This window comes from Paenibacillus hunanensis (assembly GCF_014645615.1).
GTDB lineage: Bacteria > Bacillota > Bacilli > Paenibacillales > Paenibacillaceae > Saccharibacillus > Saccharibacillus hunanensis.
Genome location: NZ_BMMB01000009.1, coordinates 79,020 through 95,547 on the forward strand (window position 1 = coordinate 79,020; position 16,528 = coordinate 95,547).

Here is a 16,528-nt window from a genome sequence, read left to right on the forward strand (position 1 = left end):
AGACAGGCAACAGCCAGTGAATTCTGGCTGTGCTGTCTGTTTTTTGATTGGACTTGCACAGGATAGGAAATTTCCCATCCTGAACTTCGTAGATACTGATCGAGCTTATGAGTTTGTGGCACAGTAGATCGGCGTCCAGTACGTTTAACACTAATCGTACTTGCAGCACTTCACTCCATACGCTCATACGCTCATACGCTCATACGCTCATACGCTCATACGCTCATACGCTCATACGCTCATACGCTCATACGCTCATACGCTCATACGCTCAAGCATAACAGCCTTCGCAAAAGATGCTACATAGTTAACACGTATTTATTCATTGGAACGTCATTAACGAATACCCTGTATGGCTCGCCAGTTATGCGCCTGCCTGATCCAGTGGAATACCTGCTTGCTGAAAATGCTTGGCCTGCTCGCTGGACAGACCACTATCGGTAATGATCATATCCAGCTCAGAGCAGGTCGCAAAGGTCCACAGTGCGAACTGTCCAAACTTCTGATGATCGATTACGCCGTATACCTTTTGTGCGGTATCGACCAGTGCCTTTTTGAATGGCACCAGATCACCTGTATAAATAGACAGGCCAAACTCGGGATGCAGTGCGGTCGACGATACGAATGCCTTGTGAATATTCAGTCCACGCACATATTCAATCGCCTGACTGCTAACGAGCATGTTGCGATTGCGTTCCCCACCCGGTACGACGAGTCGAACCTGCTCTTTTCTCGCCAGCTCGCTCAAAATGAACAGATCGTTCGTTACTACTGTGAGTGGCATGGAGGGCAGACGACGAGCAATTTCTAGCGTCGTGCTGCCGCCATCCAGTGCGATAATGTCGCCAGGCTGAATATAATGGAGTGCTCGCTCAGCGATTTCGCTCTTTTCCGGCATATGCTTCGTATTGGTGCCCTGACCGGATAAAATGCCGTACTGATCATTTTGCGCCAGTACCGCGCCGCCATGTACACGTACGAGTAATCCCATTTCTTCTAATTTGGCAAGATCCTCACGGATCGTTTTGCCTGTAACATGAAGTGTATCGCTTAATTCACCAACCGTAATTTCCTGACTGGCGATTAATATTTCCATAATGCGTTCATGACGCTTCAGTGCACTCATCCGACGAACCCCCGTCCCTTCCAGTCATCGCTCCGGTATATGTTGTCTACCGGTGATGGGGCTGGAATGGTGTTTTTGGGTTTATTTTAAATCCTTCATAGCCACGGCGTCCATATCATCGAACGTCTGGTTCTCACCAGCCATCGCCCAGCAGAATGTATAATTGCTTGTGCCCACGCCGCTATGGATCGACCAGCTTGGGGAAATGGCAACCTGTCCATCACGTACAACCAGATGCTTCGTTTCCTGTGGCTCGCCCATAAAGTGGAACACGACGCTGTCCTCTGGCATGTTGAAGTACAGGTATACTTCGGAGCGACGGTTATGGGTATGACACGGCATCGTATTCCACATATTGCCCGGCTCCAGCTCGGTAATGCCCATCACCAGCTGACAGCTCTTGATGCCGCCCTGATGGATATATTTATAAATCGTGCGCTCATTGGATGTCTTAATATCGCCCAGATGACTTGGAGTTGCGTCCTCGCGCGTGGCTTTGGTCGTTGGGTATGCTTTGTGAGCAGGTGTCGATACGAAATAGAATTTAGCAGGTTCCCCATCATGGCTGGCAAAGCTAACTTCCTTCGTGCCGAGCGATACATACAGACATTCAAAAGCACCGATCTCGTACTTCTCGCCATCTGCGGTTACCGTACCGGTTGCACCAATATTGATAATACCGATCTCGCGGCGCTCTAAGAAAAAGTCTGTCCCGATATCCTTCAGATTCACTTCCAGCTTAATCTCCTTAGAGGCTGGAACAGCGGAACCTACGATATAACGATCCACATGACTGTAAACGGTTACGAGTTCGTCCGTTGCAAACAGATTCTCGATCAGAAACTCCTCACGCAGACGTGCGGTATCAAACGTTCTTACATCATTCGGGTGGGACACATAACGGTTTTCCATGCTATTCATCCTTTCATTTCGGTTTTAATTTAGTTCATATACGTTTATATTAGTTCATTTTGTTCGTTTTGAAAAGGGTTAAATGAAATCGCACCTATATTCCTAAGCTTCTATTCATATTCTATACATATTGTTATGGTAGGATAGACAAAAGCCTTGCTTATTGCAGGTAGAATCAGCTATACCTCAGCCTGTAGTCATCTCTATTTTCTCCATAATTGTTGTGTTTTTGTAGAGACGATGAAGGGACTGGGTAACGATATGGTATAGGGATACTTTAAGATTGCTTGTCTTTCTCCGATATGTATAAATACCGATAACAAAGGAGCGTAACACTATGGTACGAATACTGGTTGCTGATGATGATGCATCCATTTTGGAATTAATACATGTGTATCTCACACGGGAAGGATATAGCGTGCATCGCGCGCATGATGGGCAGGAAGCGTTTGATATGCTGGGCGATGGCAAATGGGATCTGATCATTCTCGATGTGATGATGCCGCATATGGATGGCTGGCAATTGTGTATGGATATTCGCCGCTATTATGGGGATGTGCCAATTCTGCTCGTCACTGCCAAAGGTGAGTCAGAGGATAAGATCAAAGGCTTCCGACTGGGCACGGATGACTATCTGGTCAAGCCATTTGTGCCAGAGGAGCTGGTCATGCGTGTGAAGGCACTGCTGCGTCGTTACCGTATTTTCGCAGGCGAATCGCTGACGATTGGCAATGTGCGTCTGGATGCCGCGACCAAGGAGGCTGAGGTGAACGGCGCACTACAACCGCTGCCAGCAAAGGAATTTGAGTTATTTTATACCCTTGCCGGATTCCCCGGACAGATCTTCACACGCGATCAATTGATCGAGAAAATATGGGGACATGATTACGATGGGGATGAGCGAACAGTAGATGTGCATATTAAGCGGCTACGGGATCGTTTTTCCGAGGAAAATGGCTTTCTCATTCAGACGATCCGCGGCATTGGCTACCGGATTGAGGTGAAAATGGATTGAAAAATATATACAGCCAGCTCGTTGTGACGTTCATTATCGTCGTCGCAGCCAGCTTTCTGATTACGTTGCTTATGTCTGATTGGGTATTTCAGCGGCAGCAGGTGAATTTTGTACAGGATCGTATTCTGAGTGATGCTGAAGCGATGGCAGAGATTCAAGCGTCGATCCCTGAAAATATGATGCAAAAGTATCTGGATAGTCAGGGTGGACAGACACAGCTCGTCGTGATCGGGGAGGATGGAACCGAGTATCGCTCCGAGGGCAATGGCCCGGGCGGCCCGCTCGGTATCTCTCCTCCACCACTTCCACTGGGGAATGACTCATCCTCATCTAGCGATAGCTCCAGTTCCACATCTAGCTCTAGCTCTAGCTCTAGCTCTAGCTCTAGCTCTAGCTCTAGCAACGATGATAGCACGTCTAGCAGCAATACCAACCAACAAAGCTCAACAACAGATGATTCTAAAGATGGCTCTAACTCTGCCACATCGTCTAGCGACAGCGGTAAAAGCACAAATCACAGTAAATCAACGTCAAGTACAACGAGCAAAGAGTCCACCAATACAAGTACAGAGGAATCGGAAACAAGCAGCAAGCCAGCCAAGCCGGTTCCTCCTCATCTCAAAAACAGCTCGTCTACCAATGCAGCGACAGAACCAAAAAAGCCACCTGTACCGCCGCCAGCACCAAAGGATACCGATAAATGGGTTATTCCAGAGTCTGTGCAGCAGCTGGTACTGAGTGGTCAGACGTATCATCCCAAGGAAGGCGATAGCCTGAATGATCCGAATATTCCTTCACTCAATTTGTCACTGGAAGGCAGTGATGAGGAACGTGAGCCTCGCTATGTAGGTGTTCCATTTGAACGTAATGGCGTGCATTATGCCCTGTTTGCTCGTCCAGCAGCTGGTCATTTTGTGAATCAGTTTAATAAATGGATGTTCCTTGTCCTCTTCGTCATGCTGATCACCGGGGTGCTGCTGTTCCTATTCGCAGCGCGCCTGATTGCCCGTCCAATCGCCAAGCTATCCGATGCTACACGCCGCGTAGCCAAAGGCGATTATGATGTACGTGTGAATCTCAAGCGTAAGGATGAGATCGGACAGCTTGGGGAAAATTTCAACCAGATGACGACAAGACTATCCAAAATTGAAGCGATGCGACAGGAATTTGTCTCCAACGTCTCGCATGAAATTCAAACTCCACTTACCTCCATTCGCGGCTTCGCAGTAGCGCTCAAGGATACCGCCAGCAGTGAGCAGCTCAAGCATTTGAAAATTATTGAGCAGGAAAGTGAACGATTATCCAAGCTTAGCAGTAATCTACTACGGCTCGCCTCGCTCGATGTGGTGAAGCTGAACAAGCAGCATTTCCGTCTGGATGAGCAAATTCGAATGGCGGTCGTATCCTGCGGCCCGATGTGGATGAACAAGCAGATCGAGCTGTCCGCCGATCTTAACAAAATTGAAGTCGACGGCGATGAAGACCTGCTTACCCAGGTATGGATGAATCTGCTATCCAATGCGATCAAGTTTACCCCGGAAAACGGTAATATCTATATTACGCTAACGGAGGATAAGAACTGGATCAAAGCCAGTGTGCAGGATACCGGCTGCGGCATTGATGCAGAGCATGTGGAGCATATTTTCGAGCGGTTCTACAAGGCAGATAGCTCACGTACTTCAGCCGTAGGCGGCAATGGTCTTGGTCTGTCGATTGTACAGAAGATTTTGATGCTGCATGGCGGGCGCATTGAAGCGCATAGTCAGGCAGGACAGGGAACGACGATGACGGTATATTTACCACGTCCAGCGGCAGCTGTGAGTGCGGCTGTTAAAATCACTAAAAAGGCAGCCTCGCAATAATCAGGATAGGTATAGATGTGGTTTCGGCAGTGGATCTGGCAGTAGATTCGGAAAATATAGTGTGAATCGTATGTAGAATAGGATGAATGTATAACAACACGCTTATTATCTAGTATTTATATTCATTTATTTGAATCAATATTCAAATTTAGTGTTCGTTTAATATGTCATTAACATGTTATTTATTATGATGAATATATAATATAAATGCTCTTTTTCAAGGCGAATAGCTCCTTTTTTCAGCGGGCTATTCGCCTTTTTATATCATTTTAAAACAATCTTCAGTTTCGTTTAAGCTAGCGTTCATTTGCTGTTCATATTGCGTTGTTATATTTTGTACATCAAGTTATAGCCGATGAAGACAGCTGATCTTATGGTTTGCAGAGGCACATTTGTATTCATGCATGATGCAATACGATTCATGCAGCATTCATGATCGTAACTGTACCTCTGACATTCATGTGCTTGTATATTCCCAAAGGAGGGCTCACCGATGAAATATTCTATTATTGTTCCGGTTTACAATGAAGAAGAGGTTGTACTGGAATGTTACCGTCGTCTGACCGAAGTGATGCAGCAAACTGGCGAAACCTATGAATTGATCTTTGTAAATGATGGTAGTCGCGATCGAACGGCATCTATCGTTAGCCAGCTATGCAGCAGCGACCAATCGGTGAAAATGATCGATTTCTCCCGTAACTTTGGGCATCAGATTGCCATTACGGCAGGTATGGACAACGCCTCTGGCGAAGCGATTGTCGTGATTGATGCCGATCTGCAAGACCCGCCAGAGCTGATTTTGCAAATGATTGAGAAATGGAACGAAGGCTACGATGTAGTCTACGCGACTCGTGCTGAGCGCAAGGGCGAGACAGGCTTTAAGAAATGGTCAGCCTCCCTGTTCTACCGGACACTGAACAAGCTGAGTGATATCGATATTCCACTCGATACCGGCGACTTCCGTTTGATCGACCGCAAGGTGTGTGAAGCGATGAAGAGCCTCAAGGAAAGCAATCGCTTTGTACGTGGGCTGGTAAGCTGGGTTGGCTTCCGTCAAACGTCCATCTCGTATGTGCGTGAGGAACGCTTCGCTGGTGAAACCAAGTATCCACTTAAAAAGATGCTGCGCTTCGCTTCCGATGCACTGATCGCCTTCTCGCTCAAGCCGCTACGTCTGGCGAGTGTACTGGGCAGCTTTGTCTCTCTGTTCAGCTTTGTCTTCCTGATCTGGGTTGTAGGGCAAAAGCTACTTAACTTCAACACTACACCAGGCTGGGCATCCATCCTTGCCTGCGTTCTGTTCCTCAACGGGATTATGCTGATTATCCTCGGTGTACTGGGCGAGTATGTCGGTCGTATTTATGACGAGGTGAAGGGTCGTCCACTCTATCTGGTGCAGGAAAAACGAAATTTCGCTGCAATGCAGCAGCAACCGCTAAACGAGCAGTCCGTCCGTGGTGAGCAACGTCAAATGGTGCAAGAGCAGCGATATGTTGGTTTCTAAGCTGTTTGGAAGTCAGGCGTTTCGTTTTGCTGCTGTCGGTGTGTCCAATACGGCGATTGATTTTATCGTCTTCATGCTGCTACAGCACCTGACCGGTGTTGCAGCAGCTCAAATTATCGGCTATAGTGCCGGAACCGCGAACAGCTATTACTGGAATCGCAAATGGACATTTGCGCGTGGAAAGGGCTGGGACGGTGCTGAGCTGATACGCTTTCTGCTGGTGAATCTGTCAGTCGCGCTCATCACAAGCTTTGTTATCACCTTAATTCCTGCTACCATTCCAGTCTGGATCGCCAAGCTATGCGTGACCGTGCTAGGGCTCGGGATTAACTTTGGCTTTAGTAAGCTATGGGTGTTTCGCTGAGTGTTCTACAGACTAAGAAATCGATGGAGAACAGCAGCATGCTGAAGAACAATGGCATACTATGGAATCGCATGAAGCTGGATAAGGTTTATACAGTCGCTTAACATTATTCATCGCTATATAGTCATTTGATGCTACTTCATGTTAGCTCACTTGATTTACTATCATTTAGAACATAGGTGCAAACTCGTATATCGTGTGCAAGCCACTCTAGCTCCATTTACACCTTTTGATCCACTATTTCCTTTCAATGCTATACTCACGATTATGTTTTACTGCTATACTCACGTTAAGTTATTCTTTTATCCTCTATTACACTGTTACACTGCCAAACAAGGAGGCATTTGCCATGAAAGTACGTAAAGCGATTATTCCGGCTGCTGGTCTTGGCACCAGACTATTGCCCGCTACCAAAGCCCAGCCGAAGGAAATGCTTCCGATCGTCGACAAGCCTGCGATCCAGTATATTATCGAAGAAGCGGTTGCCAGTGGGATTGAATCGATCCTGATCGTGACCGGTCGAGGCAAACGCTCGATTGAGGATCATTTTGACCATTCGGTTGAACTGGAGCTGGAGCTTGCTGCCAAGGGCAAAACGACGTTGCTTGAGCAGGTTAATCATATTTCCGAGATGGCGGACATTCATTATATTCGTCAGAAAAAGCCGCTCGGTCTGGGACATGCTGTTTTATGTGCCCGTCAATTTGTCGGTAATGAGCCTTTCGCTGTACTGCTCGGCGATGATCTGATCGTGAACGAGCAGCAGCCCGGATTGAAGCAGCTCATTAATCAACATGGTTCGCCTTCTACCGCTATCATTGGCGTGCAGCATGTGCCTCATGAAGAAACGAACAAATACGGCATCGTTGCACCAGCCAGCATGCCCAATGATCCGCATGCACTGATCCAACTGAGCGGGATCGTCGAAAAACCGGACATTGCCGATGCTCCATCCAATCTCGCAGTCATCGGTCGTTATGTGCTGCCAGCAGAGATTTTCGATATTTTGGAAGATACATTGCCTGGCAAAGGTGGCGAGATTCAATTAACCGATGCACTCTCGCGCTTGCCACATCTCGCTGCACTGGAAATTCAGGGCAAGCGCTATGATATCGGCGATCCACTCGGTTATGTAAAGTCGACGATTGAATTTGCATTGAATCGTCCGGAGCTACGTGGGGAGATTGAGAAGTATGTGGAGGAGCTGTATAATCGCTCGCGTGCAGCTGTAAAATAAATAACGATTTTCTTATCCACATCATTCCACATTATGCATTTCTATAGGGAATGGCAGCTGAAAAATAGAATGCAAAAAGCCTGCACTTTAACGAGTACAGGCTTTTTTGGTTACACTGATAGGGTTACGCCAAATCATGCCAGCACAGTCGATGCTGGGTTGATGATTTAGATGACTTCGTCTAGCACTAGTTATATAGCATCTACCTTAATCTCGCTTCTGCCTTTGCTGGAATTCACGTGACAGAATGCTCATATTGATCGTATCATGGTATTCGTAATCCTGGTACAGCCCTTCTCGCTGAATACCCTCCTTACACGAGTACCTTGACGTGGCATTAGAATCTTTCCTTCCTCGTCTCCTTACGCTCTCTTCGCAAGCTCACCATCCAGCCATTTCATCGCTGTACGCAATTGCTCTTGCGGAACCAGTGCGTATTTATCACCGATGGTGCATTCAAAGCTACAGCTTCCCTGCTGATCGACTACATAGGAAGTGAGTCCAATATTATGTTGTAGTGCTAAGTCCTTGAACACCTGCCGAGTCGTTTCAATAGGACAGTCGATATGAACATGGAACATATTCGATACAGGCACTTCGGGTAAGGTATGAATATAAGAGCAGGCATTGAGCAAGCTAGCGAGCTCTTTAGCCTGTTCGTAATACTCGCTCATTTTCCCAATACGCTGCTCATAATAGTATTTGGAGCTTACAATATACGGGTATAAGCTGATCAGATTACCGCCGTGTCGGTGCTTCCACACCTTCGCTTCCTGCATTACATCTCCATCGCCAGCTAGAATCGCTCCAGCAATACCGCCGATGCCTTTATAAAAGGAAATATAGACCGTATCGAACAGGCTGCATATTTCTGCGGCTGTTTTGCCATAATAGGGAGTAATCTCAAATAAGCGCGCACCGTCCAGATGCAATCGAATCCCTTGCTGGCGGCAATAGTCCGCGATCGCTTCTAGCTCTTCATAGGGTGGTAGCTGTCCTCCAATCTCACGCTGCGGTAGCTCTAGCAGCACGCAGGCGACATCTTCCGTAATACTCGTTACATCCTCCAGCCGGGTGACACGGTTCTTATCCCCTATCAGTACGGCTTCGATATGATGTAGCTCTTTTAACGCATCCTGCTCATGTAGCTCCAGATGAGATAGCGGATGATACGCGACACGCTTGACGTCTTTCTGATCACACCAGATGCGAAGGGCAATCTGCTGTGCCATCGTTCCGCTTGGGAAAAATACCGCCGCTGGCTTACCCAGCACATCAGCCATTTGCTGCTGGAACTGCTCGATTAATTCACCATTACCATAATGATCACTACCTGTCGTACCCTCGACGTGCTCAAGTGCTTCCTTCAACACATTAATATTACGAGGGCCATTACCACTGACTCGAAAAGCGGCCTTCACAAAAGCTTCTTCTAACGTAGGTGTATATGTATGCTCATCCATTGCTGTTCACTCCTATTCTGTGCGCGTTGTGGTTATATTATATGCGAAAATGTCTTCTGACTCTATCTGGATGTGTATCCATACAAAAAAAGCCCTTCCGGTTAACCCGGAAGGGCTTCGTTATGCAGCTAGTATAGCTACAATGGATAACTTAGTAGCCTACGCCATTGTACGTCATGATCCAGATCGAGCCGGATACAACGACCAGTACAATTGCCAGACCGAAGATCAGTGCCATTACGTTCCAACGAGGTTGGTTACCCTGACGCTCACGTACGTGCATGAAGAAGAACAACTGCACGACGAATTGCAGAACCGCTGTAACCATAATAATAAGGATGGTTGGCAGCTGGGACAGCATGTGGTTCAGAACAACAACCAGTGGAATAATGGTCAATACGATCGACAGGATAAAACCGACGATGTAGGACTTCAGCGAGCCATGTGCATGAGCTTCGTCATGACCATGGGAATGATCGGAATGGTTCGCCATCTTACATCACCCCCATCAGGTAGACGACCGACAGGAGGAAAATCCAGACGGCGTCCAAAAAGTGCCAGTACAAGCTGATAACATTGACTTTACCGCGTGTTACGTCGGTAATGCCTTTGCGTGCTAGCTGAATCATAATCAGCAGCATCCAGCCCAGACCCATCGATACGTGAAGTCCGTGCGTACCAACCAGTGTGAAGAACGAGGTTGCGAATGCGCTGGTACCGTAGTTAAAGCCTTCGTGTACCATTTTGATAAACTCATCAACCTCAAGGAAAATAAAGGATGCACCGAGAATCCAGGTTACGACCAACCAGCTGATCAGCTGTTTAACTTTACCTGCATTCATTGCCAGTACAGCCAGACCGCTTGTGAAGCTGGATGTAAGCAGGATGAATGTCTCCGCGATAACACCCGGCATTTCGAAAATTTCGTGAGCTGTTGGTCCACCTGCCGTGTTGTTGTGCAGGACAACATACGTGGCAAACAGCGTACCGAACAGGACAACGTCCGTGATCAGGAAGATCCAGAAGCCAAGCATTTTCAGCTCTTGCGGATCATGGTGACCGTGATCATGACCATGTGCATGATCATGACCGTGCTGTGATACGGCTTGTGCCATTAAAGTGTCCCCCTTAATGAAGCCTCAGTCTTTTCTACTTCCTCGGCTGGGATGTAGAAGCCCTCGTCATCATTCATCGAACGGGCAGCCAGACACGCAAGTACGCCGGCGAGTCCAAGAACTCCCATCCACACCCAGTGGAAGGTGAAGCCAAAGCCCGCAATGAAGAAGAAAGTAGAAAATACAATCGGGATACCCGAGTTGCTAGGCATATGAATTGGTTCGTATTTTGGTTTGGCATCCTTTTGAGGAAGCTTACCCGCAGCACGACGCTGCTTGTCGACCCATAATGGATCTCTGCTGTCCACTACCGGAGTAATGGCAAAGTTGTATTCTGGAGCTGGGGACGGGATTGTCCACTCAAGCGTATGAGCATCCCACATGTCGCCAGTTGTATCTTTTTCACGATATTTGAAGCTGTACGCAATTTGAACGGCTTGCAGAATGAAGGCAATACCCATCAGGTACGCACCAACCGTCGAAACGACGTTCAGTGGGCCCCAGCCTGTATCCCAGTCAAATGTACTTACACGACGAGTCATACCCATCAGACCGAGCAGGTATTGTGGCATGAAACATACGTAGAAACCGATGTTCCAGAACCAGAATGACCATCTACCCAGCGTTTCGTTCAGCTTGAAGCCGAACATTTTTGGCCACCAGTAGTACATGCCGGCAAAGTAACCGAACACAACCCCACCGATCAGAACCTGGTGGAAGTGGGCAATCAGGAAGTAACTGTTATGGTACTGGAAGTCAGCAGGCGCAACCGCGAGCAGAACCCCTGTCATACCACCGACGATAAACGCCGGAATAAACGCTACTGTCCATAGCATCGGCAGATCGAAGCGAATTCGTCCGCGATACATCGTAAACAGCCAGTTGAAGATTTTAACCCCTGTCGGGATTGCAATCAACATCGTGGACAATGCGAAGAAGGCGTTAACGTCCGCACCGGAGCCCATTGTGAAGAAGTGGTGAGCCCATGTGAAGAAGGAGACGAACGCGATGATCATCATCGCAAATACCATCGAGGTGTAACCGAACAGCTTTTTGCGTGAGAACACGCTGACGACTTCGGAGAAAATACCGAATGCCGGCAAGATAACGATATATACCTCTGGGTGACCCCACATCCATATCAAGTTGATATACATCATCGGGTTACCGCCACCGTCAAGGGTGAAGAAATGTCCTCCTCCGAAACGGTCGAGGAACAGCAGTGCCAGTGTAACTGTCAAAATTGGGAATGCAAAAATGATGATTACACAAGTTGCAAATACCGACCATGTGAACATCGGCATTTTCATCATTGTCATGCCTGGTGCACGCATTTTGATGATCGTTACAAGGAAGTTGATACCTGTTGCCAGGGAACCAATACCGGAAATCTGGATACCCCAGATATAGAAGTTTTGTCCTGGTCCAGGGTTAAATTGTAGCTCGGACAGCGGTGGATAGCTCAGCCAGCCCGCATCCGGCGAACCGCCGATAACGAAGGACAGGTTGAACAGCATTGCGCCCAGGAAGAACAGCCAGAAGCTGAGGGAGTTCAAATAAGGGAACGCAACGTCTCGCGCACCGATCTGTAGCGGTACAACAACGTTAAACAAACCGAACATAAATGGCATCGCCATAAACAGGATCATAACAACACCGTGTGTCGTAAATACCTGGTTATAGTGTTCTGGATGCAGGAACTCAAAGTTCGGAATTGCCAACTGAGTCCGCATCATGAGCGCATCGACGCCGCCGCGGAACATCATAATGATCGCAGCCAGAATGTACATGATACCGATTTTTTTGTGGTCAACCGTAGTCAACCAGTTGCGCCAGAGCCATTTCCACTTTTTGAAATAGGTCAATCCGGCAACGATGGCAATGGTTACTAATCCAATGGATACGTCTGCACCATAGATCAACGGATCGCCAGTAACAAAAAACTCGGATGCAAACTGTTTAAGATTTTCAAGCATCGTTGAGCTCCTTTCACTTTCTTGGTCCATGCACAGCATCATGCTGGCATGTATGGTGGCATTGCATGAATACCATTTGAATACAGCACGAATGTCGGGAGAAGCTCTCCCGACTCGATTCATACTTACAACGTGGATGTATGCGGCGCATACCATCCCTACGACAGAAACTCAACCGATTTACTTGCCGTCCATTTGTGTTTCAGGCGTAGTGTGTACCGGTTGACGACTTTCAGACAAACCGCCAGGCAGATATTGTGTCACCAGTTGTTGGAACAAATTCTCCGGGAATGCCGAAAAATACTGCTTGTCCGCTGTACCTGGGATCGCAAGCGACTGATACGTATCCATCGTCATCGGCTGGGATTCGGTTTTCACCTTGTTTACCCATGCTTCATAATCGGATTCAGTCACTGCATTCACATCAAAGTTCATCGCACCAAAGTGCTCACCACTAAAGTTAGCACCGGAGCCATAGTACTTGCCTGTATGATCTGCCTGCAAATACAGGTTCATCGCCATACCAGACATGGTATAAATCTGTCCACCAAGCTGAGGAATCCAGAAGGAGTTCATCGGAGCATCGGAAGTCAGTTCGAAGCGAATAGGTCGGTCTTCAGGAATAGTCAGTGTATTCACAGCTGCAATTCCTTCCTCCGGATAGAAAAATGCCCATTTCCAGTCCATCGAAACGGCTTGAATCACAACAGGCTGTTTGTCAGACTTAATGGCCACGGAAGGCTCGAGTGCGTACGTATAACGTACAGTCACGATACCGAGCACAGCAATAACGACGATCGGAATACCCCACCAGATAGACTCCAGCACATTGCTGTGGTTGAAATCTGGATCGTACTTAGCCTTTCTGCCCGGCTTGTCACGGTATCTCCATACAATAACAAAGGTCAGTATGGTTGTCGGTACGATAACGATCGCTGTCAGAATCGTAGAAATGATAATGACATCGCGTTGTCCTTCTGCAATCGGTCCTTTCGGGTTAAGAACAGCATAGTTGCTAGAACCAGCAAACAACGCCCAAACCGTCAGAGCCAGCGACAACACCGTCACAACCAGAACAACCCAGAACATAAGGCGCGAACCTGGTTTTTTGCTCATCTTGATCCCCTTTCTCACTTAACGCTCATGACGTTCATAATGTTGAAACCACACATTCCTATGTTAACACTAAGTGTCCTTTTTGCGTATCCATAGAAGGTGTAAATTTCAGTTTTTTTTGGCTTGTTAACAAATCTGTCAATTTATTAGCAGGCAGAAGTGAATGTTTTCACATTATTTAAAGATTAACATATTTTTACTTCGTAAAAAAGCCCCTTTAAGAATAATTCTTAAAGGAGCCTTAATTTTAAAATGCTCGCTGTCTAGCTGTCTTTACCCCCATTGGAATGGCAAACGGCTAGCAGACGATCATCCTAATCGTCCTTAATCCCATCCTTGCCTTCATCGCTGCGTGCCTGCATCGAGCCAAGCCATTTGGCGAGCGAATAAATGATAGCAAAGGCAGCTAAACAGCCTACACCGATCATCAGTCCAAGGTTGTTGTCGTTAAATGGTTGCAGATTCAGCACGATCAGCAGAATCCCTGCCGCGCAGCACAGCCATGCGACTACAGTCAGCATTTTACTCAGTCCATATGTGTTTTGTGCCGAGTTATTACCACTCGGGCCTCTAGATTTGGTAGCCACGAAGTCCACTCCCCTTTCCCGGATAGTCGTATTGCTGTGATGTCTACCTGAATCATTCCATCGATTGGTCTGGCGTACCAGGCAGAAGTACTATACGACTTATTACCACAAAAGGAAGCTTTTGATTCGCTACGTCCCATTTATATTTTATAGCGCGCTGCTTCAATAGAAAGAGTACGGAAATTAGCGCGTCTCCATCCAGTTGTTACGGATAACATTTTGATACCAGTAGAAGCTTTCCTTCGGCGTACGTACCTGTGTGCGGAAATCGACATGAATCAGTCCAAAGCGCATCCGGTAGCCCTCTGCCCATTCAAAATTGTCCATCAGCGACCACGCCATATATCCTTTTAAATGGATACCATCATTGATAACGCGATGCACCTGAGCGATATGCTGCTGTAAGTAGCTAATACGCATGGAGTCATTCACAATGCCATTTTCTGGCCCGTCGTTAATGCAAGCGCCGTTTTCCGTAATATAAATATCGATATTGCCGTATTTTTGCAGGTAATGGATCACGTCGTATAAACCAACCGAATCGATCGGCCAGCCGATATCGGTTTTGAACAGCCCCATATCGATCGGCTCGCTGTGCAGATAGCCTGCTTCTGGATTGTAGCGATTCACCGTCGGATGATAGTAATTGATTCCGATCAGATCAATCGGCTGCTGAATGATCTCCATATCGCCCTCCTGCACAGGCGGTGTAGCTCCAGCTTGCTGGAACCAGTTGTACAGAGATTCCGGATAGCTTCCTTTATACACTGGATCAAGGAACCAGTCTGCATACACTTCAATATTGCGATTGCAGGCAGCGCGATCCTCTGCACTCTTGCTGTAAGGAACCGCCCATGCCACATTCGGTGCAATGCCGATCTGTCCATCTGACGGACTGATCTCACGGAATAGCTTAACCGCATGTCCATGCGCAACGAGCAGATTGTGCCCCACATTCAGTGCAATTTGCAAATCGGTGTTCCCCGGCGCATGCTTACCCTCCAGATTCGATAGAAACGCAATACACCACGGCTCATTGAACGTAAGCCAGAACTTGATTTTACCTGTAAATTCACGGAACATGACCTCCGCATATTTAACAAACGCATCAATTGTGCGCCGATTCTCCCAACCGCCTACATCCTGTAGCGCCTGCGGCAGATCCCAGTGATACAGCGTACAAAACGGCTCAATCCCTGCCTCCAGCAGCTTATCGACAAAACGATGATAAAAGTCAATCCCTTCCCGATTGATCTCCCCATCTCCATCTGGAATAATCCGCGGCCATGCAATCGAAAACCGATACGTATCAATACCGAGTTCCTTCATTAGAGCAATATCCTCTTCATACCGATGATAGCTGTCCGTAGCGATATTTCCATTATGTCCATCAAATACCTTGCCCGGTGTATGAGCAAACGTATCCCATATCGACAGCCCACGCCCGCCTTCCTGATAAGCGCCTTCGATCTGATATGAAGCTGTAGCTGCACCCCAGCGGAAATCCTTCGGGAATTGGAAAATAGTCATGTGGTAGTACCTCCTGAAAAATATGTAGTTTGTGAATTTTGTGGCATAGTAGTGTGTACGCTTACATCATAGTTTATCTTGTGGTGGGGCGGTAGGCTGTAACTTATGTTTCTGGGTGCGGAAAATTAAGAAGTTGATATGGTAGGGGCAATGCTATGTGCGAGCTAGTAAGCTCCACTCCGGCAAGGAATAAGGGGACGGACTCAGGTGGAGCCGCGGGAATCTTTTGGATGAGGAGTACTTGAAGATTCCCGCCCCTCCAAAGCAGTAAGATATTTTGCTTCGCAAAAATCACTTTCCATTGAACCACGTGTTAGGAAAGCACTAACACTGTAAGTCGTCCTTTCCCCTTATTTCCTTACCTCCGTTCTGTACATAGTGTAATAAATAGCGCTCTCGATTTAAAAGTAAACCTAAATTGAGAGGGCATTATACTTTAGAATGTCTATAACTATTGCTATTGCTATTGCTATTGCTATCATTAATTCTGACTTCATCGTTACTATGTAATTGAAATGCTCCCTTACTTCATTCACAAGCAACTTTCGCTTTCAACTAAAGCTAAATTCATCTTCTGATTTGACTCTATATCAAAATCACTATTCTAACGTACTACTGTAAATTCTCAATATAACCAATACAGCTCCTCAATACACACAGTAAGAATCAATTTTTTGCCTTTTCGTATTAGATGAAATATAGGTAGTGTAGACATGAAGTT

At 47.0% G+C, this 16,528-nt stretch carries 14 protein-coding genes; 5 read left to right on the forward strand and 9 right to left on the reverse strand.

Annotated features, from left to right (window positions below; translation table 11 throughout):
- Positions 1–364: 364 nt before the first annotated feature.
- Both IEX62_RS19330 and kduI read right to left on the reverse strand, forming a co-directional pair.
- Positions 365–1,126, reverse strand: coding sequence for a DeoR/GlpR family DNA-binding transcription regulator (locus IEX62_RS19330; RefSeq protein WP_188777355.1), 762 nt, complete (start codon positions 1,124–1,126; stop codon positions 365–367).
- A gap of 81 nt (positions 1,127–1,207) precedes the next feature.
- Entirely contained in the window at positions 1,208–2,038 is an 831-nt protein-coding gene (kduI, locus tag IEX62_RS19335) for a 5-dehydro-4-deoxy-D-glucuronate isomerase (protein ID WP_188777357.1), read from the reverse strand.
- A 337-nt stretch (positions 2,039–2,375) separates the two neighbouring features.
- On the opposite strand from kduI, the gene IEX62_RS19340 reads away from it, so the two are divergent.
- From IEX62_RS19340 to galU, 5 genes are all read left to right on the forward strand, one after another.
- Complete coding sequence (locus tag IEX62_RS19340; protein WP_188777359.1) at positions 2,376–3,053, forward strand: response regulator transcription factor; 678 nt, start codon at positions 2,376–2,378, stop codon at positions 3,051–3,053.
- The gene (locus IEX62_RS19345) at positions 3,050–4,915 is read left to right on the forward strand and encodes a sensor histidine kinase (protein ID WP_188777361.1); all 1,866 of its coding nucleotides are present in this window, start codon (positions 3,050–3,052) and stop codon (positions 4,913–4,915) included. Before IEX62_RS19340 ends, IEX62_RS19345 begins: the two co-directional genes overlap by 4 nt.
- Positions 4,916–5,408: 493 nt before the next feature.
- Complete coding sequence (locus IEX62_RS19350; RefSeq protein WP_188777363.1) at positions 5,409–6,419, forward strand: glycosyltransferase family 2 protein; 1,011 nt, start codon at positions 5,409–5,411, stop codon at positions 6,417–6,419.
- Positions 6,406–6,783, forward strand: a complete 378-nt coding sequence (locus IEX62_RS19355; protein ID WP_188777365.1) for a GtrA family protein — start codon at positions 6,406–6,408, stop codon at positions 6,781–6,783. The genes IEX62_RS19350 and IEX62_RS19355 overlap by 14 nt, the downstream gene beginning before the upstream one ends.
- Positions 6,784–7,132: 349 nt before the next feature.
- Complete coding sequence (gene galU, locus IEX62_RS19360) at positions 7,133–8,020, forward strand: UTP--glucose-1-phosphate uridylyltransferase GalU (protein ID WP_188777367.1); 888 nt, start codon at positions 7,133–7,135, stop codon at positions 8,018–8,020.
- A 362-nt stretch (positions 8,021–8,382) separates the two neighbouring features.
- Here the strand turns inward: galU and IEX62_RS19365 are convergent, their stop codons facing one another.
- From IEX62_RS19365 to IEX62_RS19395, 7 genes are all read right to left on the reverse strand, one after another.
- A complete protein-coding gene (locus IEX62_RS19365; protein WP_188777369.1) occupies positions 8,383–9,483 on the reverse strand; it encodes a threonine aldolase family protein in 1,101 nt (366 codons plus the stop codon).
- Between the two features lie 151 nt (positions 9,484–9,634).
- Positions 9,635–9,976: a cytochrome o ubiquinol oxidase subunit IV gene (cyoD, locus tag IEX62_RS19370; protein ID WP_188777371.1), complete on the reverse strand. Its 342-nt coding sequence runs from the start codon at positions 9,974–9,976 to the stop codon at positions 9,635–9,637.
- Position 9,977: 1 nt separating this feature from the next.
- On the reverse strand, positions 9,978–10,598 hold the full coding sequence (gene cyoC, locus IEX62_RS19375; protein ID WP_188777373.1) for a cytochrome o ubiquinol oxidase subunit III: 621 nt from the start codon (positions 10,596–10,598) through the stop codon (positions 9,978–9,980).
- Positions 10,598–12,574 carry a cbb3-type cytochrome c oxidase subunit I gene (locus IEX62_RS19380; RefSeq protein WP_188777375.1) on the reverse strand — a complete coding sequence of 659 codons (1,977 nt, stop codon included), beginning with the start codon at positions 12,572–12,574 and terminating at the stop codon, positions 10,598–10,600. The genes cyoC and IEX62_RS19380 overlap by 1 nt, the downstream gene beginning before the upstream one ends.
- Before the next feature lie 180 nt (positions 12,575–12,754).
- Positions 12,755–13,690, reverse strand: a complete 936-nt coding sequence (gene qoxA / locus IEX62_RS19385; RefSeq protein WP_188777377.1) for a cytochrome aa3 quinol oxidase subunit II — start codon at positions 13,688–13,690, stop codon at positions 12,755–12,757.
- A 314-nt stretch (positions 13,691–14,004) separates the two neighbouring features.
- Positions 14,005–14,277, reverse strand: a complete 273-nt coding sequence (locus IEX62_RS19390) for a hypothetical protein (protein WP_188777379.1) — start codon at positions 14,275–14,277, stop codon at positions 14,005–14,007.
- Between the two features lie 183 nt (positions 14,278–14,460).
- Positions 14,461–15,807 (reverse strand): GH1 family beta-glucosidase, encoded by a 1,347-nt coding sequence (locus tag IEX62_RS19395; RefSeq protein WP_188777381.1) that lies wholly within the window; start codon positions 15,805–15,807, stop codon positions 14,461–14,463.
- Positions 15,808–16,528: the final 721 nt, after the last annotated feature.